The following is a 22,071-nucleotide window of genomic DNA, read 5'->3' as shown; positions in this document are numbered from 1 at the left end:
GATACAGCTCCCTTGCGTTGTTTTTATGTGTCTATCCAAATAGATTTACCACTCCGACCGTGAAGGCAGGACAGAAGGTAAAGAGCAACAGACAAACGATCATGGAAAAGATGAAAGGCATAATGTTTCTGGATATGACTTCTATCGATTCTCCCGATATGGAAGACGCTACGAAGAGGTTTATTCCATAAGGCGGCGTTATGAAGCCTATTGCCAAGTTGAACGTTATGATCAAACCAAAATGTATGGGGTCTATCCCGATCCCCTGCACGATTGGGAGGAGAATAGGCGTAAGTATGATTACAGCTGCGATGTTGTCCACGAAACACCCAATCACCAACAGGAAAATGTTTATAAGGATCATTATCACAATGGGAGAATTTGAGAGAGACATAAGCCAACCAGCCATCATCTCGGGAATTCTCGCCATAGCCAGATAGTTTCCGAAGGCAATTGAAAGACCGATCATGAATTCAAGAGAACCGTTTATTATGGCAGTCTGTTTTAAAGAATCGTAAAGTGCTGCCTTGTCCAGCTCTTTGTATACGAACTTTCCTATTAGAGCAGAGTAGACTACTGCAACGACTGCTGCTTCCGTTGGGGTGAATATACCTCCATAGATTCCACCTAGTATGATTACTGGAACGATGAGAGCCCATATAGCCTCTTTAAAACGATGTACTACAATTTTGGCAGTTGGTGGTTTTGTGTAGCTGATATAGTTTCTTTTCCTTGCTATGTAATAACAGGTCCCCATGAGAGACAGGCCGATTATGACTCCTGGCACGATGCCCGCGATGAACATGTCCCCTATGGATGTCTGTGCTACGACACAGTAGATGACAAAAGGAATACTTGGAGGAATTATTACTCCGATCGTTCCTGCTGTAGCCGTGAGAGCTGCTGCAAAACCACCACCGTAGCCCCTCTCTTTCATCGCGGGTATCATAAATGTCCCTATGGCGGAGACAGTAGCAGGCCCTGAGCCTGATATGGCAGCGAAGAACATACAGGCCAGAACTGTCACCATCGCCAGACCTCCCACTATGAAGCCAACAAGGCATTCTGCAAACTCGATGAGTCTCCTGGAGATACCTCCGTTGCACATTAGCGAGCCTGCGAGAATGAAGAATGGGATTGCCAGAAGAGGGAAGGAATCGAGGCCGGTGAACGCTTTTTGAGCGATCATGACCATAGGAATGTGAGTCGTGAAGTAAAGACAGACCGATGTAGCTATCCCCAGAGCTATCCCGATCGGGACGCTTGTCACTATAAGGAGAATGAGAACGGAGAAAAGGAGAACAGCTTCCATCTTTTACACTTCCTTCCCAAACAGCTTTTTAAAATGAGGCGGCAGTTCAAAGATAAGTCTCAGTGCCATTAGAAAACAGCCTACTGGCACTGAGGAATAGGCTATGCTCATAGGAATTCTCATAGCAGCTGATAACTGGCCTCTCTTTATAAGAAATCCAGTCAGCACTCCCCCTTGCCATGCCAGAAAGATAGAAAAAACTATCCAGACTAGGAGTATAACTATCTCAAAAAATGCCTTTTTTCTTCCCAATAATTTATCCGTCAATATTCCCACCCTGAGATGTGCCTTCTCCTTGACGCAGTAACTGGCTCCTATCCATGAGTACCAAAGGAAGAGATAGCGAGAGAGTTCTTCGCTCCAGGATAGAGAATTGTGAAAGGCATATCTCATTATGACCTGAGAAAATGTGAGGAGAACGCTTATCGCAATCGTCCATACGAGGAATTTTTCCTCTATATCGTCAAAAATTTCTTTCCACATGTGGACCCCCCCTGTTATGTCGGGCAGGAAATTTTTTCCTGCCCGATTTATCAAGAAAACCTACTAGTTATTTTTCTGAAGCTCCATAGCCATCTGGTAAAGCTCGTCTCCGATCTCTTCCTTGAATTGAGAGTAGAGAGGTGCAGCAAGTTCGGCAAATTTCTCTCTGTTCTCTGGAGAGATTTCGTTTAGGATCATTCCATTCTCCTTCAGAGCTTCGAAACTCTCTCTTTCTTGTTTGATGATCTCTTTTCTTTGGGCGGCAGCATATTTCTTTGCGCTTTCGATGAGAACTTTCTGGAGGTCTTCAGGAAGACTGTCGAAGAAGACCTTGCTGACGATGATGTCACAGGCTGAGAATACATGGCCGGTTTTTGAATAGTACTTCTGAACTTCGTAGAATCTGGCTTCGTTGACCAATGCTGCGGGGTTTTCCTCTCCGTCTACGACGCCCTGTTGTAGTGCTGTGTAAAGTTCCCCCCATGCCATAGGTGTAGGATTAGCACCAATTGCTTTGAAGTAGGCCAGGTGCATTGGGTTCTCCATGGTACGGAGTTTGATGCCCTTCATATCCTCTGGTGTGTTAATAGGTCCTCTGTTGTTGCTGACGTGACGAAATCCGTTTTCTGTGAAACCCAGGCCGACAAGACCTATCTCTGGGAGGTGGCTGTTAAGGGTCTGTCCTACTTTTCCGTCTAGGGATTTAAAGGCAGTCTCTCTATCTCTGAAGAGGTAAGGTAATGCCAACATCTGGAACCTCTTGTCAAAACCTACGAGTGTAGATCCAGCGGGAAGGCAGCCATCGAGTACTCCTAATTGACATGCCTCGACCATTTCCCTGTCTCCTCCCAGTTGTGCGTTGGGGTAGAGCTCAAACTTGATTCTTCCGTTAGATCCTTCCTCCAGGCTTTTTTTGAAGACTTTATTTGCGGCGATACAGTCGGCATGGGTGCCAGGTACTATTGTTCCGAACTTAAAGACGAATTTCGGTTTTGCAGCAAAAGCTGATGTTGTCATAACAGCTGTAAGAGCTACTGTACTTAGGAACTTTACGATATTCTTCTTGCTGAACATAGAAATCCCCCTGCCTTTTTCTGTAAAATGATTAAATCTTGCTCCATGGCGACGTCTGTCTTATCATGTATCCTCTCTATTTTTTAACTGGAAGAGCTATCCCCCCTTTGGATATAATCCCGATTTTCCCATCAGGAATTCGTCTCATTGCCTCTTCTAATGCTTCCTCAAGCGTATTAAAGTTCTCGTATCCAAGAGCTAGTAAGTCTTCTTTCGTTAAACCTTTAGTTACAGAGAAGATAGACGAGACTTTTTCTCTTACCCTTGAGTTGCATGCTGCCAAAACTGCCGAGATGAGATCTGCTTCTTTATCGTTGGGATTGGTTTCCTTTATAGACGAAATGATCTTATTAAGCGGCATCGACAGCCAATCTCTAAACTTCGGATGGTTGAAGGCAAGTCCTTCCGTGCAGGGGGACACGAAGATCACAATCCCCCCTTTTTTTACGGCAAAATAAGATGTACTGATGGCTTTATTTGCCTGCCAGTAGTCAATGTCACATGGAGAAGAGCTTATTACTAAAATATCGGCTAATTCTGGAATAGCTACGGAGAAGGCTTTTTGTGCGATCTTAGCCCCTTCTCTGTGGGCTTTTACCAGGTCACCTGTGACTATGGCTATTACTGCATCATCGTTGCTCTTCACCGTGTTAACAATAAAGGAAAGGCCTACCTTTCTGGCAACCTCTTCGATACCCTTTCTGCAGGGGTTATCCATCATTCCTAGAGGTATAGTTCCCGACAAAGCCGATGATGCATGAGTTGCTGATGTAGAGGAGAAACCACATATACCTGGTTGGACAATCTTTCCCCCACCTGAGAATCCTGCGTCTGAATGGGGGACGATGTTGCCTATACCTATGAGGAAATCTGCTTCTATGGCTTTTTTATTGACCTCTATCGGTATTTCGTAACCCTCAATCGATGCTGGTTCAAGCATGACCATCTCCTCCGGCCTTGTTGCATCGTGCTGATATATAGAGTAGCTAGATACTATTTCAGGCCCAACCTTTTCCAGTATTTCTTCATCTGTCATCCTTCGATGAGTTCCTGGAGCAGTGAGAAAAGATATATTTTCCTTTTTCTGCCCGTGATTGAGGAGATAGTTTAACAGGACCGGGAGGATTTCCTTCAGTGGAGTGTTCCTGGTGTTGTCCTCAATCAATATGACGATATTTTCTTTGCCTCTGATAAGGCTATAAAGAGGAGGTGTTCCTGTGGGGTGGTTAAGTTTCATTAGCAGTTCTTTTTTTAGGTCTTTTAAGGGCGTTGCTTTTGTCATGTCTCCTCTAAATATGACTTTATCAGGCGATACGTCAAAGGTTATCTCTAGTTCTCCATATGGTAGTTGTTCCGTCATGGTTCCTCCTTCTAGGTGCATAAGGCTCAAATATTATGCACCCTGTATTATGGTGTACACAAAACAATATCCAAAATTCTCTTTTAATTAAAAGAATAAAATTTCCTGTTGAACTTGATATGCTTTTTGATGGCCTTCTGAGCTCTTTCAAGGTCTCTTGACTTGAGGCTTTCCAGTATTTCGATATGTTGATCTATTATCTCGTTTACATATTCCTCTGTGCTCCAGTAGGCAGACATGTATCTTAAGGTCTGGATTCTTAAAATGTTCAAGAAGTTTCTGAGGCGCTTGTTTTTGCATTTTTTGGAGAATAACTCGTGTAATTTATGGTCCTCTATAGCAAGAAGGTCGCTCTTCGGACATTTATCTGTTTTGTCATATTGATGTTTGAAATTTAGCCAAATTTTGTGCTGTTGACATATTTCCTGGTCAGTAATTTCCTCTATGGCGGACTCAATTGCTAGAGGTTCTAGGACTCTTCTAAGTTCGTTTATCTCATGTATATCCTGGATGGTTATCTCTGCTACGAAGGCTCCTCGTCCTGGAATGGTCTTTAAAAGCCCTTCTTGCTCCAGTTGAGAAATAGCCTCTCTAATAGGAGTTCTGCTCATACCGAATGCATTTGAGAGCGGAATTTCTGCTATAGGCTCACCCATCGGAAGTTCCTCAGAAATTATCATTTCTCTGATTCGATCTGCGGCTTGATCAGCTAATCTAATGTTGTTTTTTGGTTTTTTTATAAAACTTGCCATACGATTCTGTGCCAGAGGCGCTCTCCTTTCATGCGTTGCTTTGTCAGGTTGATAAGTTGCAATGCAGCTTATGCTGCATAATACAAGGTGTGTTATAATTCGTCAACTCGATATTTTGAGAAAAGACAGTAACTATTCAGTTTCTCCTCTGGTTTAGCCTCGAAATAAATCAGCAGGGGGGCTGGATGGTATAGTGGACCCGGAAAAATGGCCTACCGAGTAAGTTGCTAGGTTAAGGTGAAGGACAGGCTGCTGTATCATAGGTCTCAGAAAGAGAGGGGACATAATGGCAGACAAACGACAAAGATGTTTATCGGAATTCAAGGCCAAGGTAATCCTAGCAGCGCTGAAGGAATATAAGATCCTGGTGAAGCTCTCTCGTTATTTTGGAGTCTCCACAGTTCAGATCGGACAAAAGAGGGGGCCTACTTCTTTGACCGAGCTGGCTATCCACAAATACCTACGAGCGTTTAGCCAGGCAACTTCAGGTGGCTTGTATAGGAAGCCCTAAATATTTTGTTTCTTTTGCAGTATTATAGGAAGTGTTGCAGCGTATTTTCAGGAGGCCGTTGTTGAGAGTTTTTTATAGGGGGTATTGTGATGTCCTTTTCACCTAGTTTGAGTTCCGGTTTTACGGCAGCGAGGAATAGAAGTAAGTTTATCTCTCCTCAATCTGGGATGTGTTCTTTATGTACGGATGAATGTGCAGGAACTTGCGAGATTGCTCAGGCCGCTGTTTTAGGAAGATTGTCTGTCTATCCGACGACTACAGGTTCTAACCAAATAGCGTCGGAAAAAGATTACCCTGTCGATTTTTCTCATTTTAATATAAACGGTCGGGCCTTCGGTGCGGTAGGGCTAGATCCCGATTGTGGAGATGCTGAGATATTCAAGGTTAACTTGGCCTCCGAATATGGTTGTGATAATAAAATAAAACTTGAGTTGCCTATCGTCTTGCCCGCACTGGTTAAAATGAACTGGACAGATTACTTTGCCGGAGCCGCTATGTCAGGCGTTAGCTGTATGGTAGGGGAAGATGCTAGAAATAAGGACTCCAGGCTTGAAATAGAGAAGGGTAAGATTACTTCGTTTCCCATGCTCAAGGAAATTCACGATAGTTATTATAAATACCACCGGGGTTTCGGTCAGATGGTGCTTCAGTGTAACGTAGACGACCATCTTATGGGAGTTCCCGAGATAGCTCTCGATAAATACGGCTTTGAGGCCCTGGAGTTTAAGTTTGGACAGGGTGCAAAGGGGACTCAGCCGGTTAATAGGCTTAAGGACTACGACGAGGCTGTGAGAAAAGTCGAGAGTGGGAGCCTTGTCATGCCAGATCCATTCGATCCTGAAATACTGGCTCTTAGAAAAAAGGGTTGCTGTCCTAATTTCTACACATATGGCAGGCTCCCGATGTGGACGGAAGAGTCCATGGCAAAGAGAATTTCCGAGCTTCGTGCCATGGGTATGAAGAACGTTTACTTTAAGATGGCTGGATTCGATCTTCCAGATATAGAACGGGTTATCGACATGGCCATTGAAAACAGAGTGGACATGATAACCTTTGACGGTGCTGGTGGCGGTTCGGGTTACAGCCCTTCAAAGATGATGAACGAATGGTCTCTACCTACGATTTTGCTCGAAAAAGCTGTCGTGGATATCTGTTCAAAACTGGAAAAACAGGGCAAGATCCTTCCTGCTATGGTAATGGCCGGTGGTTTTGCCAGTGAAGATCAGCTTTTCAAGTCCCTTGCGTTTGGAGATGGATTTATAGGCGGCATCGGTGTCTGTCGTGCTTCTATGGCAGCTGCCATGACTGGAAAAAAAGTTGGAGATGATATAAAGGCGGGCAATACGCCGGAGCTTTTCAAAAAGTTCGGTAACACCGTTAACGAGGTGTTCCATGATCTGGCGGACCTGAGGGCAATATACGGAAAGGAAGCGGATGGTTTTTCCACCGGAGCCGTTGGGGTTTTCTCCTATCTCAACAAGCTAGGTTGCGGTTTGAGACATTTTGCAGCCTTAAATCGCAAGTTTGATCTTAAATATCTGGATAAAAGCGACCTGATTCCCCTCACGTACTATGCAAGTGATCTAATGGATTAGATTTGTCTCTAGGTAACTTCTAAAAAACGCGAGTCCTCTCGATAAAAACCGTTCGAGCTCCCGTCGTTTAGTACTATTAGTACTGACGGAGTGACAGGACGTCGCCTCAAACCTTGGGGCACAGGATGTGCCCCCAAGGCGGTCCCGTACGAAACGGGCAGTTCGAATTAGACGTTCGGGCGAGACATGGTGGAGGCGAAAAGATCTCTCCGAGAGGGCTCGGATGTGAGTTATTGGAGATAACCTAAAGGTCTCCCGATATGTTACTGACTTTTTCTTCGCCGGATATATCCGGTGATAGGACTACATCGGGAGATAGTGCGTCCTCCGATATCTTATCGCCCGAACTATCCGGCAGGGAGTCCTTCGAGATCGATTTTTCCGATAGGGGAGCGGGTGGAGCGGTGACGATCTCTTCTGAGGGATGTTCTCGCTCCGCTGGCTCTTTCCTCATGGATCTGTCTCCGATACGGTAATAGACCAACTCATAACGGCCTATCTCCGGTCGATAGAAGGGGAAGGCCTTACCCAAGGCCAACCTTACGTCTCTGCCGATTCCGTCTTCCGGAGGGATTAGCTTCCATTCAGAGGATGTCTCGAAGAGCCGGTGGTTTATCTGGGCGTACAGTTTTTTCGGAAGTTCCGGGCCGTCAGGGATGCTGTATGTCTCGACGAGACGGTTCCTCTCGTCGACAGTCCCTTCCGGTAGTACCGCTATGGCGGTAGGCGAAAGAGACGTATTCCATCCCCTCTCGTCCCTCGACCATGAGACGTCTACGTCCATGGAGCAGGGATAGTCGATCCAACCCGATGGTATCTCCATCCTGATGCAGCTTTCGTCGCTTTTCGCTATGGACAGGGTTAATTTGGACATCTCTCCGTCCAGCCATTTTCCGCACTCTTTCAGGTCGCAGTAGGAGGCCAGCATGAGTATGTCTCCTGGAAGGACCCTGTCGTTCTCGATGAAATCTGTCATTACATTGGAGAAACCCCTTATGTCCTTGCTGTCCATAAGGATTCTTCCGAGAACGGAGCTGCAGAGGGAGACCTGTCTTCCGTTGTCGATGTTTCTGTAGAGATCCTCTCGAGCCTGGGGTATCATCCCCATCTCGCCCTCCAGGATGGAGGCGAAGAGATAGAACTGCCAGTCGGTGGACGAGCAGTTAGATCTCATAAGCTCCAGATTCTTAAGTCTCTGGACCCTCTCTCCGGCATGAAGGAGGTAAAGTCTCTCTATCGCCGTCATGGCCAGAAGTGGGTCCTTTTTGAAGAGGTCTCTGTATGTCTGGTGATACCGGTTGAAACAGTTCAGTCCGTAGTTGTCGTGGACTCTCCCTGCCTCTATCTCCGCCATCCCCGAGTAGAACCAGAAGGGGGGGAAGGCCTCGAAGGCTGGCTGGTCTTTGAGGAGTCTTCTGAGCTGTCTTGCCATGAGGTCGGAATCGTACTCGTCTATCACAGCGACGAATCGGTCCATCTCCTTCTCCATGATCCTCTCTTCCTCGCCTATCTGGTACTTTCCGAAGAGCTCCCAAGAGACCCTGAGCATCTCTTTTCGCAGCTCCGTCAGTTTTCTGATCTGCCCCTCCGTAAGCTTTATCTTTCCACGCAGTATAGCAGCGTATTCGTCCCGGTTCTTGCGATAGTCGTACCATGGGGCTCCTAGACGGGGTATCTGTTGTCTTATAGAGTCCAGGATGTCTTCGGATCCGGACAGGCTTCCGTAGATCCGTTCCCTGGTCTTGACGGAGAAGACGGCTCTGACCTGTTCGTCGAGCCTGTCCGTCTCCGTCCTGTCGACCAGCTCTCCTAGAGCCTCTATCACCTCTATCAACTGTTCGTCTTTGATGACCGCTAGATCCAAATTTCCCGCCAGTATCTCGTATTGTCGGGCCAGTACGAGAGCGTCCTCGGTCTGTATAGCCTCGGATAGTCCGAAATCTATGTAGTTCAGAAACTGGAATACCCTCAGTGCGTCGGCGTGCTCCTTGTTCCAGGGGAGGACGATCGCCTCCGCTTTCGGCTGAAAGGCACAGGTCGTTCCCAGTATCGCCAACGAGATGGCGACGATGAAACCGATAGCTCCCTTTCTCATGGCAGCACCTCCTGATTCCAAAAAAGGAGGGGAACGATCCCCTCCCCGTCTATTGAACCTCTTCGCTTCGCTCCGTGTCGGTCTCCGTCACGGTCTCGTCGCTTTCGGTTTTGGCCGATAGAGACGGGTGGAAGACCTTTTTCATCAGAGGTATAATCCCCGATTCTGCCTTGGCGACCTCCTGTTCGGCCTCCTTTATCACGCTCTCCCAGGCGGTGGCGAATCCCGGGGTCCTGGCGTACATCAGATGGACCGCCTTGTCGTAGACGTAGAGGGTCTTAAGCTCGGCTCTCTTCGGTTTCTGGGAGAGTGTGGCCAAGGTCATCTCCATGTTGGCCAGCTTCTTCTTCATCTCCTCGTTTTCCCTGATGTACTGGGCGTTGTTCTGAGCCGAGGTGGATATCTGGGCGTTTAGACCGTCCTTAAGCTTGTTGACTTCCTTGTTGAGTTTCCCGTTTTTCACTATCCCCTGTAGCCAGGCGATGGCGGCTACGGCCAGGCCCAACACCAGGCCCTGCACGAAGGGGTTGTTTACCAGTAGATCGGTTAAGCTTTGCATAGAAAATCCTCCTCGAACTGATTTCCACGGCCCAAGCCGTATACCGACTTATTATACTTTCCCTGTCGGGCTCTGTCATGAGATTGGGTGTATTTATTTTTGGCAATATATTGACAGAGGTGGTATTATGAAAATGAACGGTTGAGCCTCAGCCGTTTCGCAATATACCTAGTTATAGAGGCTATCATATCAGGAGGTGTTTTGGCTAATGAAGAAAATATGTGCTTTATTGGTTTTCGGTGTTGCCCTGGCTTTCTGTCTCTCGGGGGTATCCCTGGCGGCGGAGGAGCCCGTCTACGGCGGGACTCTGGTATGGCGTCTGGTCAACGATCCTCCCAAGATGGATCCGGCTTTTTCAACCGATACTACGTCCAGTCGTGCCCTCAACATGGTCTGTCAGGGGCTCGTAGGATACCATCCCGATGGAGAGGGAGTCCTTCCGGAGATAGCGGAAAGCTGGGACGTTAACGACGACGCCACGGTGTGGACTTTCCACCTCCGAAAGGGAGTCAAGTTCCACAAGACCTGCGAAGGTCAGCCCACCGCCAACGGCGGCAGAGAGGTCACCGCTCAGGATTTCAAGTATTCCCTAGAGCGTCTCGTGAAGGAGAACTCCCCCAGGGCTTACTTCATCGAACAGATAAAGGGCTATCAGGATTTCACCGATGGCAAGGCGGACGAGTGGGTCGGTATAGAGGTCGTGGACGACTATACCCTTCGTTTTACCCTCGACTATTCCTTCGCTCCCTTCCTGTCAATACTTGCCTATAACTCCTTCACCGTAGTTCCCAAGGAGGACGCCGAGAAGTGGGGCAAAGACTTCAACTTCCATCTCGTTGGATCCGGTCCCTTCATGCTGGATAAGTGGGATCACGACAACGAGGTCGTCCTTGTCAGAAACCCCGATTACTGGAAGAAGGACGCCGAAGGCAACAGCCTTCCCTACCTGGATAAGATCGTCTACAGGGTCATTCCCGACAACAGCGTGGCCTATCTGGAGTTCAAGAAGGGCAACATCGACATTCTCCAGGATGTCCCCGACGAGTTCTACGAGGAGATCAAGGGTGACTACTCCGAGAGCGGTCAGTTCCAGGAGAGGGCTCACATGGGAACCTACTACTATGGTTTCAACAACGCCGAGGAGCCCTTCAAGAGCAACAAGAAGCTTCGTCAGGCTCTCAACTACGCTGTCAACCGCGAGGGGATCAGCGAGCTGGTCATCAACGGACGTTACGGCCCCGCCAAGGGAATACTGCCTCCCGGAATGCCCGGCTACAACCCGAACATAAAGGGCTACGAGTACAACCCGGAAAAGGCCAAGCAGCTTCTCAAGGAAGCCGGTTATCCCGACGGTATAGAACTTACCCTCATGTATAACAACAACCCCAGGCATAGATCCATCGCTGAGGCTATACAGGCCCAGGTGTCGGAGCTGGGGATAAAACTGAACCTGAAGGTTCAGGACTGGGGAACCCATCTGGACGCCTGCTCCAGAGGCGAGTTCGAGATGTTCAGGATGGCCTGGGTCGTCGACTATCCCGATCCGGACAACTTCCTCTTCGTTCTGCTCGACTCCTCGAACATAGGCTCCAAGGGTAACTATTCCCGCTATAGCAACCCCCAGGTGGACGAGTGGCTCAGGGCCGCCCGTTCCGAGACGAACTGGGACAAGAGGGTTGAGCTTTACCAGAAGGCGGAGCAGCAGATAGTCGACGACGCCCCGTGGATCTTCCTCTTCCACTACACCACCAGCCTGGTACACGGCGCCGACGTCGAGAACGTCTATCTTCCGGCCATGGGAGACTACACCACCGATCTTACAGAGGTCTGGATGGAGAAGAAGTAACCCAACCTTCGATCGGGAAAACGGAGAGGTCCTCCTTCAAGGGGGCCTCTCTTTTGGTTTTTTGGTGCTATACTCGTTAACGGATACATTTTTCGGAGGTGATACCGATGGATATAGCGGTTTTCAGCGGTGAACTCCCCGCCGTGAGGGCGGTGGCGGTTTTGTGTTTTGACGACGGAATCTCGGAGGACGTGCTGGATGGAGCTCCGACCAGGGCTATGGCCCATTTCGAAGGCAAGGGTAAAAAGGGCGAGTTCTTTCGTTATCCCCTGGAGGGAAAGGTAAGGGATCTCTTCCTCGTCGGCTTGGGGAAGAGGGATGAATGCGGTCTTGGAAACTACAGAAACGCGGTGTCCGATGCCGTGAGGAAGATCGGGGCCATGGGAATCTCCGAGTTGGCCTTCGTCCTTCCGGTGACTCCCGACGAGGCGATCAGCTCCGCCGTGGCGGAAGGAGCCGTTTTGGGGAACTATCGTTTCGACCGTTTCCGTTCTCCCAAGGAAGAGGAGCGTTCCGTATCGATCGATACACTGTACCTCAAGGACGGACAGAGATCTGGACTCGACAGGGGAATTGTCCTAGGCGAGGCCCAGTCTGCCTCGAGAGATCTGGCAAATCGTCCCGGAAACGACGTGATACCGGAGACGATGGCCTACGAGGCCGCGAGAATCGCGAAAAAATACGGTATGGAATGCGAGGTCTGGGACGAAGATCGCATCCAGGAGGAAAGGATGTCGGCTCTGTGGCACGTCGGGAAAGGGTCGGAGAACAAGCCTCGCTTTGTCCACATGGTCTATCGTCCCGCAGGAAAGCCTCGTCGAAAGGTGGCCTTGGTGGGCAAGGGAATAACCTTCGATAGCGGTGGCCTCTGTATAAAAGGGCGGACCGGCATCAGAACGATGAAATGCGACAAAACCGGGGGCTGCAACGTCCTGGCGATAATGGAGGCGGTCGGCCGGCTTAAGCCGGACGTCGAGGTTCACGGAATAGTGGGAGCGGCGGAGAACATGCCCGACGGGGCCTCCTACCGCCCGGACGATATAGTGAGGGCCAGAAACGGTAAGACCATAGAGATAGTCAACACCGACGCCGAGGGCAGGGTAACCTTGGCGGATAGCCTATCCTTTGCCTCCGAGCTGGAGGTGGATATCATAATCGACATGGCGACCCTAACCGGCGCCGCCGTGACTGCCCTCGGGAACTACACCGCAGGTCTCGTCTGCGACTTCGACGATCTGAGCAATGGGTTGTTGTCGGCTTCCCTGAAGTCTGGGGAGAGGTTCCACCGTTTTGCTATGGACGACGAGAAGCTAAGGGAGCAGATAGATTCTCCCGTGGCGGATGTCCTTAACTCCGGCGGTCCCGGTGGCGGCATGATAACGGCTGGCATGTTCCTCAGGGAGTTCGTGAGCCCCGAGATACCCTGGGCCCACATGGACATAGCCGGGGTGGACTTCTACGAGAAGGCCTTCGACTGCTACGGTAAGGGAGCTACCGCCTTCGGGGTCAGAACCTGTCTGGAGTTTCTCTTGGGTTAAAAGAGTAATTTAAAGAGAGCTTCTCTATCTTTTGGAAGTTCGGGGGCTCTTTTTGGGACGTCTCTAAAAACTCAAATTTCGAGTATTCTCGGAGGGGTCGGTTCTTTGCCTTCGCGGCTTGGAGAGACGTTCTGTCGTCTCATTTGTAATACACGACGGTAACTCGTAAATACGGGCTTGAGCGGTCTCCTCCGAAACGACCTCTTCGAGAAGTAACGTTTTTAAATATGCCCCAAAGACTGTCTTTTGAAAACTTTATATGATTAGAAAAATACGACGTTACCTCCTTGGATTTACTTAGTAGATGTGATAATGTGTCAAATTATCACCATATCTTTTAACCAGGGAGGGATTTTATACCATGAAGAGAGTTGTCGTTTTGGTTGTTTTAGCCTGCGTCCTTGTGTTCATCTATGATTCTGTGTCGGTTGCTGAAACTGTCGATAGGTACGGAGGAACCCTAAAATGGAGGATAGTTGCCGATCCGCCTAGGCCCGATCCAGCTCAAGCTACCGACACGACCTCGACCATGGTGATATTTAAGTACGCCGAGGGGCTGGTCAAGACCGATCCAGACACCATGGAAATCCTTCCTAGCTTGGCAGAGAGCTGGGAAGTCAATGACGACGCAACGCGGTGGACTTTTCACCTTCGCAAGGGAGTTCATTTTCAAAAAGAGGCCGGTGGAGAACCCACGTTAAACGGCGGCAGAGAGATGGTGGCCTCTGACGTCAAGTACTCTTTCGAACGTCATTTAAAGATGAATTCTCCCAGAATGACCAGACTTGAATCCATACTTGGTTATCAGGATTTTCTTGACGGCAAATCGGATAGCTGGGAAGGTATAGATGTTCTGGACGACCATACGGTGAAATTCACCCTGTCCAAGCCTTTCGTGCCGTTCCTCATAAACCTGACTCAGGCCTATTTCGTCATAGTCCCAAGGGAGGACTGCGAAAAGTGGGGAAAGGATTTCGTCTTTCATCCCGTAGGGACAGGTCCCTTCGTCTTCAAAAGCTGGGTCCATGATAGCAAATATATCATGAAGCGAAATCCCGATTACTGGCGTAAAGATGAAGAAGGAGGGAGTCTGCCCTATTTAAATGGAGTCGAATACGTCGTGATTCCGGATAATGCCATAGCCTATATGGAGTTCAAAAAGGCTAATTTGGATGTCATGCCAGATATACCGGATGCCTTTTACGAAAAAGTCAAGGGGAACTACAAACCCAAGGGGCTTATGGTTGAAAAGCCTTGGACCGGAGTGTATTACTACGGGTTCAACCTCATGGGGCCTCCTTTTGGAGATAATCCTACCCTTAGAAGAGCCTTGAATTACGCTATAGACAGAGAAGCTCTTAACGATCTTGTTATAAACGGTCGTTACGTGCCAGCCGATGGCGTAACCCCTCCTGGGTTCTTTCCGTACGAAAAGCCTATAAAAGGTTATGGCTACGATCCTAAAAAAGCAAAGGCGCTTCTTGCCGAGGCAGGTTATGCCGATGGATTCAAGACCGTTCTCCAGATCAACAATGATCAGAGACACAGATCGTTGGGAGAGGCTATTCAAGCTCAGATGAGAGATATCGGAGTGGATATGAGTATAAGGGTGGTAGATTGGGGAGTTCATCTGGATACTTTGGCCAGAGGTGAATTCGAGATATTCCGACTTGGTTGGATTGCGTCACCGGATCCGGACAGTTTCCTCTACGACCTTCTTCATTCTTCCAATTGGGGTGGAAAGGGCAATAGAGCACGTTACAAGAACGATAAGGTGGATGACCTTCTGGAGAGGGCCAGGGCCGAGACCGATCCCAAGGCCAGGATGACCCTCTACAACGAGGCGGAGCAAATCATAGTCGACGATGCTCCGTGGCTTTTCCTGTTTAACTACACGTCCAGCATGGCCTGGAACGACAGTGTCAAAGGGCTAGTCCTCCACAGTGCTGGACCCGATACCTGCGATCTCTCGGTCGTATGGAAGACATCTAAGTAATCAGTGGACAGGTCCGGTGATCTTCTCCGGTCCTGTCCTTTAGTGTGAGGGGTGGTTTTTATATTATGAGGGCTATAGTCAACGCAACGGTTATAACGGTCTCTGGGGAGGACCTCGCCGGAGCCACGGTTATCCTTAAGGACGGGAAGATCCAATCGGTGGGAGCGACGGAGATTCCGGATGGGACCGAGATCATCGATGGGAGGGGAAAAATTCTCTCCCCCGGCCTGATCGACGCCCATACCCATCTTGGCGTCTCCACCGAGGGCTCCCCTGCGGAGTTCTACGATCACAACGATCGTTCCGCGTCGGTCCTTCCTGAGCTCAGGATAGTGGACTCGCTATACCCTGGTGATCCAGGTTTCGAGGAGGCCAGAATGGGTGGCGTGACCACGGTCCAGACCCTTCCTGGAAGCGCCGACGTGGTCGGTGGAACTGGAGCAATCGTAAAGACGGTCGGAAACGTTGTGGATCGAATGATCGTAGTCGCTCCCTCCTCCATGAAGGCCGCGTTAGGGGAGAATCCCATAAGGACCTTCCAGGGTAAAAGCGGTCTTCCCTCAACCAGGATGGGATGCGCCGCCTGTTTGAGGAAAGCTCTGGCGGATGCCCAGTCCTATATTGCGGAAAGATCCGATAAGAAGGCTGACGGCAAGCCTTTCAAGAGGGATCTGGCCATGGAGCAGATGACCATGGTTATAGAGGGCAAGATCCCTTTAAGCGTACACGCCCACAGGGCCGACGACATCTGCACCGCCATAAGGGTGGCAGAGGAGTTTAAGGTTTCCTACACGATCGAACACTGCACTGAGGGCCATTTAATAAAGGATTTCTTGGCTGAGAAATCTGTGAAGGCCGCAATTGGGCCGCTGAACACGTCCCGAAGGAAGATGGAGCTGACCAACAGAAGCTGGGAGCTCCCTGTCGCGCTTGAAAAACAGGGGGTGCATTTCTGCATCATCACCGATCATCCTGTGATACCGATATCAGACTTGATCCTTGAGACATCCCTGGCGGTCAGGGCCGGACTGGGGATTAAGACCGCCATGAGGGCCGTCACATTAAGCGCCGCGGAGCATCTGGGCATAGACCACATGGTTGGGTCCATTGAGGAAGGCAAAGACGGCGATCTGGTGCTCTGGAGCGGACATCCTCTGGAGTTCAACTCCAGGGTGGAGATGACCTTTATAGACGGAGAGACCGTATATGCTCGTTAGCTCAGTTGTTCCGCGGCCCAGAGGGCTATCAGTTTAGTCGCCTTAACGATAGAGGCCGTGTCCGATCTCTCGTTGGGCTGATGTGCCATTGTTGGATCTCCTGGTCCGAATATGACGACCGGAAGGCCGCAGTGAGGCCCGAATATGGATGCGTCGGTGTAGAAAGCCACCGCTTTTTTTATGGGGGATACGGACAGAAGCTGCTCCACCTGGTCTGCAAGGGATTTCACCGCAGGATGTCCCTTGTCTATCTCGTACGGAGCGCGATCGTTCAGCACCTTGATCGATATATCAAGCCCTGGCCTGTCTCGCATCAGCTGATTCGCCCAATCGCTCATCTCCTTCAGAAGCTCCTGATGGTCCTGTCCTGGGATGGTCCTTATGTCCACGCTGGCTGTGGCCAGGTCCGGTATGACGTTGGTTCCGACACCTCCCGACATCAGGTTTACGCTGGCCGTGGAGGGACCGAGATCCTGGTGAGGTTGGCTCTGGAATTCGACCCATCTGGATCTGAGCTTCCACAGGAAATCGCACAGCCCCTCCAGGGCGTTTACCCCACATTGCGGCATCGATCCGTGGGCGGTCTTTCCCTTAGCCGTCACTGTGATCCAAAAACAGCCCTTCTCGGCGGTGTAGATCTCCAGGTTGGTTGGCTCAGCGATGAGGACAGTTCCTATCTCCTTCACCGAGTCCGATGAGGCTATGGCCTTGGCCCCCATGCTTACGGTTTCCTCGCTGGAGGACAGGGCCAGCGTAAGGGGCCCCCTCAGTGCCACTCCCGATGCAGCGAGGGCGGCGGTCGCGTATGTCATCGCTGCGTCTCCGGCCTTCATGTCGGAGGATCCTCTGCCGTAGATGTAGCCTCCTTCCACCTCGCCTGAGAAAGGATCCCTGTCCCATGTGATCTCGCCTGGCGGAACCGTATCCAGATGGCCGTTTAACATGATCCCTGGAACGTCCTTGGTTTTGCCCACCGTTGCTATCACGCTTCGGTAGTTCGCGCCGTGGTCCAATATCTCGCAGTCCAGCCCTAACGATCTGATCTCCCTTGCCGCCACGTCGGCAACCTCCCTTTCGTCTCCAGGAGGGTTTACCGAGTTGGCCTTTATGAGCCGTGACGTGAAATCAAGGATCTTGTCGGTATTGCTGTCCACGAAGTCTATTATGGATCGCCTGATATCGTCTCTCATGGTGATGCTCCTTTCGGTCTTTCGCGCTCTAGATCAGCTTCTTAACGTACAGGAGCCTGCCTATAGCTATGGTCCCGAATATTGACATTACTATAACCACCCATGTTTGGGTGAAGAACCCTATTCCGCTCCAATATAGCCCCAGCGGTATGGCTATTCCCGGTATCGCCAGCACCGGATATTTTAGGGCGAACTGGCCGAAAACCGCCCCAAATATGGCCGCCACGGTGTATTTCTTGAAGGCCAGGGCTATAGCAGGTGGGAACGCCGCTAGCAGAGCAGTGCCGGCCAACGCCGCTAACGTGACGAAAAACAGATTTGTCACCACCGATCCGGTAAGCCCCAGAGTGGAGATTATCTCTGCCTCTGGTGTTCCTGGCTCGACCCCCACAACGTCCTGGGCGACGGCGGAGCAGGGTACTCTCAGGTTGCCTATGTTGCCGGTCAGGAAAGATATGTAGGTCCCAGTCAGTCCCAGTATCGGGAAGTATGATACTGGTTCTACTATATAAAATGCGCCGAACATGGAGGCTACCATAGCCCAGCTTTTCATGGCTACGGCCATCGAGGGAAAGGCTCCATGGACCAGATAGAGGTAAACGCACGGTAAAAATGTGAGGGCTGCTGTTAGCAAAACGGTGAAACGGCCTATCCTGATGGCCGGTGCCCTCCAAAGGGAGTCAAATACGTTTTTATCGCTCATTTTCCTTGCCTCCTATACCATGACCACGGCAAAGGCCATTCCTATCAGCATGGCTATGCCGAGGGTGTATTCTTTTAGCCAGGTGACCTTCTCGGCGACCTTTAGCAGGATTATCATGGAGATCAGGCCTCCTATGGCGGCGTAGAGGGGGCCCCCCGCTCCCTCTATCTGTGCTGACGCGGAGAGCTGATCTATTCCAGTCTTTATATTGCCTGCGTTGAGAAAACCGAAGCATCCCAAAGAGGCTGCACCGGAGAGGATAGCCAGCCATTTGGTGTCCCCCCCTCCGACTTTCTCTCTCAATGCCTCCAGCTTATGAGTGAACAACCCCACAAACAGGAGCCATCCGACCCCGTTTATGGTCATGGTCCACCAGGAAGTGGCCAGAGCTGTCAGGTCGTAGGATGTCGAACCGAACTCGACCCCGTATGCTTGGGATCCTACCGTAGCCGCTGTCAGCTCGGTCGGTGCTGCCCCGATTATTGATAGTCTGAGCCAGGTTATAGGCGCTCCTACTACCGACATCATCCCGACCATAACGATAAAGACCGCTATGGAAGGGCCTATGGCTGATATGGTTCCCGATCTGAGTCCTTTTACGCAGAGATCCCTCGAAAATCCGATCTGGTCAGCTGTTTTAAAGGCTAGTCGAATGTATAGTAAAGATTGAATCAAAGCGATTAGCACTATAAGCACAGCTATCGTCCACACTACGCCGCTGTTGGCTATCCTTAGAACTTCCGCTGGCACGATGAATCCCTCCTCCTGTGTTTATCCAGATCCCCTATGCATTCTGGATGCCCATATCATATGGTCCAACGTGAGGAAGGTCATCCTACATACAGGACGAAAAAAACCTATATTTAGAGCTTAATTGGCTAAACTCCAAATATAGGCCGGGAATCTTTTGTCCCTTTAGGTCAATATTCTTCGAGATCTTGGTTCATTATGTACAGTTTTAGCGACAGCGTCAGATTTAGCCTCTGCTCACTGTCATCTGGGTCGAACTCCAGAAGGTCGCATATTTTGGCGTAGCGGTATTTCAGGGTGCTGTAGTGAACGGACAGATCCTTGGCCGCTGCCTTCATCTGCCAGTTGTTCCTGACCATGGCTTTGAGAGTCCTAAGCAGCTCGGATTTTCGTCTTTTGTCTTGGTCTATTATGGGGCCGATGTATTCTCTGTAGAAGGAATGTCCTGTGTCGGTGTCGTATAGGGATCCCAGAATCTTGTAAGCTCCCAGATCCTTCCAGAAAGTTACCCGGTTACCGCCTGTTGCCGCCCTGACCGTCTCGAGGGCTTTTCTCGCCTCATCGTAGCTGTGGTGACATTCGAAGACGCTGTCTTTGGGACTTCCGATCCCTATGGTCACGGTAAAGTGGGTGTCCTCCTTTATGGAGGTCTGGATATCCCTAAAAAGCGATGTGGTCTTGGCCTTAAAGGCCGGGAACCCTCCTTCTGTGGGCAGTATGAACGAGATGGAGTCGCTCATTTCTGTGTATGGAACCGATTCGAACAGGCCGTGAATGTGATTTTTGCAGATGCGGTATATCCGCTTTTTAGTGCTTTCCAGCATAGGAAGAAAATCCCTCTCCCTGGATCTCTTCTCGAACTGGTGTTTGTAGTTGTCTATGTCCATGACGACGACGCAGTGGGATCCCTGGAGGTCCCATCCGAACATCTTCGCTCTGTTCCACACCTCTCCCTCGAACCTTAGGTTATGTATGAGGATATCCTGTACGAACTCGTTACGATATCGACTCTCCGCCTGGATCTCGGCTACGCGTCTCTGCATGTAGAGCAATATTGCTCCCTTGGCCTGGGTGATGGGTATCTCGCAGTTCCGCTCCGCTAGGTCCTCCTGTTTGCAGTCGAAAAGGAGATATCCGTATACTTTGCCGTTTAGCGATATGGAGTCTGTAGTCCCCGACGAGAGCAGGTCTCTCAGCGGGATGGAATCGAACCTGGACCGTAACGACTGGGCTTCTCCGAAGAAGTATCTTTCCCCTGTGAGGGTGTCGACGAACCCGAAGGGTTTATGGGTGAAGTCCTGTAGGTTCTCCAGTATAGTCTTAAGATCCGCTCCGTTTACCGATAGGTTGAAGAAGGAGTGACGGACCGTTTCTGAATAGCGTAGAAGCCTGGCCTGTTTGTTGACTATCTCCGACAGTACCGGATGGATTATGTCGGCAAAGGCGAAGTGATTGGGGACGTGGATCAGAGGTATCGATGAGGATTCCGCTAGCTCTATCGCTTTAGAGGGGACCTCCTTTATGTAGCGATCGGTCTTTATGCCAAGGCCCGCCGCCCCTATCTCCGCCAGGCTTTTTATCAAGTCCATCAAGAGCTCAGTCGAGTCCTTGAAAATATAGCCGGAACTTACGATGAGATCCCCTTCCCTGACCCATGAACAAGCGTCAGGTGCGTCCAGGACCGTCACGCTTCTAACCTGTCTGGAGCCGATGCATTCGGCTCCAGCTATAACCCTGAGTCCCTTCATGGACGGCAGATCCAGGATCTCTTGAATTGTCATGCTCAATCGAGATTCGTCCCTTCTAAGAGAAAAGGGGAGGAAGCGATATCGCTTCCTCCCCGTCGGTTATGCCGTTTTTTCCGTTATTACAGTGTCAGAGGTACGATTGCCTCCGGTCCGGGAACGAAGAAGGTGAAGGATTCGGTGAGGAACAGCTCCACCATTCCGTTGGAGGATCCTGAGTAGCCTATGGAGAGATCCTGCCCAAGGACCAGGTCCATGTCTCCGCCTCTCTTGGAGATGACGAAGGAACGATCCACCATGGGGGACAACACGACTTCGTCCACCATGGATTCTATCCTCTTCCTGAGGGGATATCCCTTGGAGAGGGTGGCTATCCTCTTCCACAGTTCCTTTTGGGCTATGAGGACGTACGGTCCCTCTACCGAGCTGGCTTTCAGGGTCATTACGGCGTCGGCAATGGCCTGTATGGCTCCGTCGTCGTCGGAGGACACCTTTACAGCCCCGTTCTCGGAGGAGTTCTCCATTCCCATTATGCAGCCGGAGTCCATTCCGGTGTAGATCGCCTTTTCCTCGAAGAGAGCGATCTTTCTGGCCGCCTCCTCGAGTGGACTCATGTCGGTGGTCTCGCTGCCCCTGCTGATGTCGTCCAGATCCCAGCGACTCATGGAGAAGGGAACCCTGACCTCCACCAGAGGCTGAATTCTCCTTACTCCGTGGCTTGCTCCCTCCACGAAGGGGGAGTCGGACACGTCCAATCTTCCCATTGGCCAGCCGTGGTAATCCCAGCCGAAGGGTCCCTTGACGTCTATGACCCTTCTGGCCGAAAGGCAGCCCTTGAGGACGTCTCTGGCCTGTTCGTCTATAGCGTCCCAGGCTTCCTGAGTGATAGGAGCCAAAGATCTTCTCAAAAGGTCCATGTCTGTTCCTCCTTATTCGTCAGCTAAGCTTGCCGAGGCCGAGGTCCGATCCTCCGGCCGATGTTCCTCTGGAATCGGCGTCTCCGCCGTCCTCCAGGGAGAGTATCTCGGCTTCGGTGAAAAGGTAATCTCTCAGTTCATCGTCCCATTTGTCCATGTTGCGGCGCAACCACTCGATGGTCATACAGGCGTGTTCTATTTCCTCGTCTCTGTTATGGGCCATTATGGCCTTCAGTTGAGCGTCGGTGGACGTTGACACCCTCTGGTTGTAGTAGTCAACCGCTTCCAGTTCCTCTCTCAGGCTGCTGATAGCACGAGAGATCTCTCTGGTCTTGTCGTCAAGCGCTTCATAGGGTTCGAAATACCCTGCCATAATTCCGCCTCCCTTAGTGTGATTTTATCCTTTACTAACTATAACATCTCATCTT

At 50.4% G+C, this 22,071-nt stretch carries 18 protein-coding genes; 5 read left to right on the top strand and 13 right to left on the bottom strand.

Features of this window, described 5'->3' with window-relative positions:
* Positions 1-31: 31 nt before the first annotated feature.
* The 5 genes from L2W48_RS07250 to L2W48_RS07230 form a co-directional block, all read right to left on the bottom strand.
* Positions 32-1,312, bottom strand: a complete 1,281-nt coding sequence (locus tag L2W48_RS07250) for a TRAP transporter large permease (protein WP_236099395.1) — start codon at positions 1,310-1,312, stop codon at positions 32-34.
* Between the two features lie 3 nt (positions 1,313-1,315).
* The gene (locus L2W48_RS07245; protein ID WP_236099396.1) at positions 1,316-1,795 is read right to left on the bottom strand and encodes a TRAP transporter small permease; all 480 of its coding nucleotides are present in this window, start codon (positions 1,793-1,795) and stop codon (positions 1,316-1,318) included.
* 63 nt (positions 1,796-1,858) lie between these two features.
* Positions 1,859-2,869, bottom strand: a complete 1,011-nt coding sequence (locus tag L2W48_RS07240; protein ID WP_236099397.1) for a TRAP transporter substrate-binding protein — start codon at positions 2,867-2,869, stop codon at positions 1,859-1,861.
* Between the two features lie 76 nt (positions 2,870-2,945).
* Positions 2,946-4,229 (bottom strand): nickel-dependent lactate racemase family protein, encoded by a 1,284-nt coding sequence (locus tag L2W48_RS07235; RefSeq protein WP_236099398.1) that lies wholly within the window; start codon positions 4,227-4,229, stop codon positions 2,946-2,948.
* Positions 4,230-4,312: 83 nt separating this feature from the next.
* On the bottom strand, positions 4,313-4,981 hold the full coding sequence (locus L2W48_RS07230; RefSeq protein ID WP_236099399.1) for a GntR family transcriptional regulator: 669 nt from the start codon (positions 4,979-4,981) through the stop codon (positions 4,313-4,315).
* 600 nt (positions 4,982-5,581) lie between these two features.
* Here L2W48_RS07230 and L2W48_RS07225 point away from each other — a divergent pair.
* Positions 5,582-7,087, top strand: coding sequence for a glutamate synthase-related protein (locus L2W48_RS07225; protein ID WP_236099400.1), 1,506 nt, complete (start codon positions 5,582-5,584; stop codon positions 7,085-7,087).
* 244 nt (positions 7,088-7,331) lie between these two features.
* Here the strand turns inward: L2W48_RS07225 and L2W48_RS07220 are convergent, their stop codons facing one another.
* Positions 7,332-9,182, bottom strand: a complete 1,851-nt coding sequence (locus L2W48_RS07220) for a hypothetical protein (protein WP_236099401.1) — start codon at positions 9,180-9,182, stop codon at positions 7,332-7,334.
* A gap of 49 nt (positions 9,183-9,231) precedes the next feature.
* Entirely contained in the window at positions 9,232-9,741 is a 510-nt protein-coding gene (locus L2W48_RS07215) for a hypothetical protein (protein ID WP_236099402.1), read from the bottom strand.
* A gap of 208 nt (positions 9,742-9,949) precedes the next feature.
* Between L2W48_RS07215 and L2W48_RS07210 the strand changes: the two genes are divergently transcribed.
* The 4 genes from L2W48_RS07210 (at position 9,950) to L2W48_RS07195 (ending at position 16,338) form a co-directional block, all read left to right on the top strand.
* Entirely contained in the window at positions 9,950-11,587 is a 1,638-nt protein-coding gene (locus L2W48_RS07210) for an ABC transporter substrate-binding protein (RefSeq protein WP_236099403.1), read from the top strand.
* Between the two features lie 107 nt (positions 11,588-11,694).
* On the top strand, positions 11,695-13,125 hold the full coding sequence (locus L2W48_RS07205) for a leucyl aminopeptidase family protein (protein WP_236099404.1): 1,431 nt from the start codon (positions 11,695-11,697) through the stop codon (positions 13,123-13,125).
* 361 nt (positions 13,126-13,486) lie between these two features.
* Entirely contained in the window at positions 13,487-15,121 is a 1,635-nt protein-coding gene (locus L2W48_RS07200; protein ID WP_236099405.1) for an ABC transporter substrate-binding protein, read from the top strand.
* A 65-nt stretch (positions 15,122-15,186) separates the two neighbouring features.
* Positions 15,187-16,338 (top strand): amidohydrolase, encoded by a 1,152-nt coding sequence (locus L2W48_RS07195; protein ID WP_236099406.1) that lies wholly within the window; start codon positions 15,187-15,189, stop codon positions 16,336-16,338.
* On the opposite strand, the gene L2W48_RS07190 is transcribed toward L2W48_RS07195, so the two are convergent.
* From L2W48_RS07190 to L2W48_RS07165, 6 genes are all read right to left on the bottom strand, one after another.
* Entirely contained in the window at positions 16,335-17,528 is a 1,194-nt protein-coding gene (locus L2W48_RS07190; protein WP_236099407.1) for a M20 family metallopeptidase, read from the bottom strand. The genes L2W48_RS07195 and L2W48_RS07190 overlap by 4 nt on opposite strands.
* Positions 17,529-17,556: 28 nt before the next feature.
* Positions 17,557-18,231 carry a hypothetical protein gene (locus L2W48_RS07185; RefSeq protein ID WP_236099408.1) on the bottom strand — a complete coding sequence of 225 codons (675 nt, stop codon included), beginning with the start codon at positions 18,229-18,231 and terminating at the stop codon, positions 17,557-17,559.
* 12 nt (positions 18,232-18,243) lie between these two features.
* On the bottom strand, positions 18,244-18,981 hold the full coding sequence (locus L2W48_RS07180) for a DUF5058 family protein (RefSeq protein WP_236099409.1): 738 nt from the start codon (positions 18,979-18,981) through the stop codon (positions 18,244-18,246).
* A gap of 170 nt (positions 18,982-19,151) precedes the next feature.
* A complete protein-coding gene (locus L2W48_RS07175) occupies positions 19,152-20,762 on the bottom strand; it encodes a PucR family transcriptional regulator (RefSeq protein WP_236099410.1) in 1,611 nt (536 codons plus the stop codon).
* An 86-nt stretch (positions 20,763-20,848) separates the two neighbouring features.
* On the bottom strand, positions 20,849-21,643 hold the full coding sequence (locus L2W48_RS07170) for a family 1 encapsulin nanocompartment shell protein (protein ID WP_236099411.1): 795 nt from the start codon (positions 21,641-21,643) through the stop codon (positions 20,849-20,851).
* A 19-nt stretch (positions 21,644-21,662) separates the two neighbouring features.
* Positions 21,663-22,016, bottom strand: coding sequence for an encapsulin-associated ferritin-like protein (locus L2W48_RS07165; protein ID WP_236099412.1), 354 nt, complete (start codon positions 22,014-22,016; stop codon positions 21,663-21,665).
* Between the last annotated feature and the right edge of the window lie 55 nt (positions 22,017-22,071).

It is taken from the genome of Dethiosulfovibrio russensis, assembly GCF_021568855.1.
In the GTDB taxonomy this organism is placed as follows: Bacteria; Synergistota; Synergistia; order Synergistales; family Dethiosulfovibrionaceae; genus Dethiosulfovibrio; species Dethiosulfovibrio russensis.
This window is presented reverse-complemented; position numbering and strand designations above follow the sequence as displayed.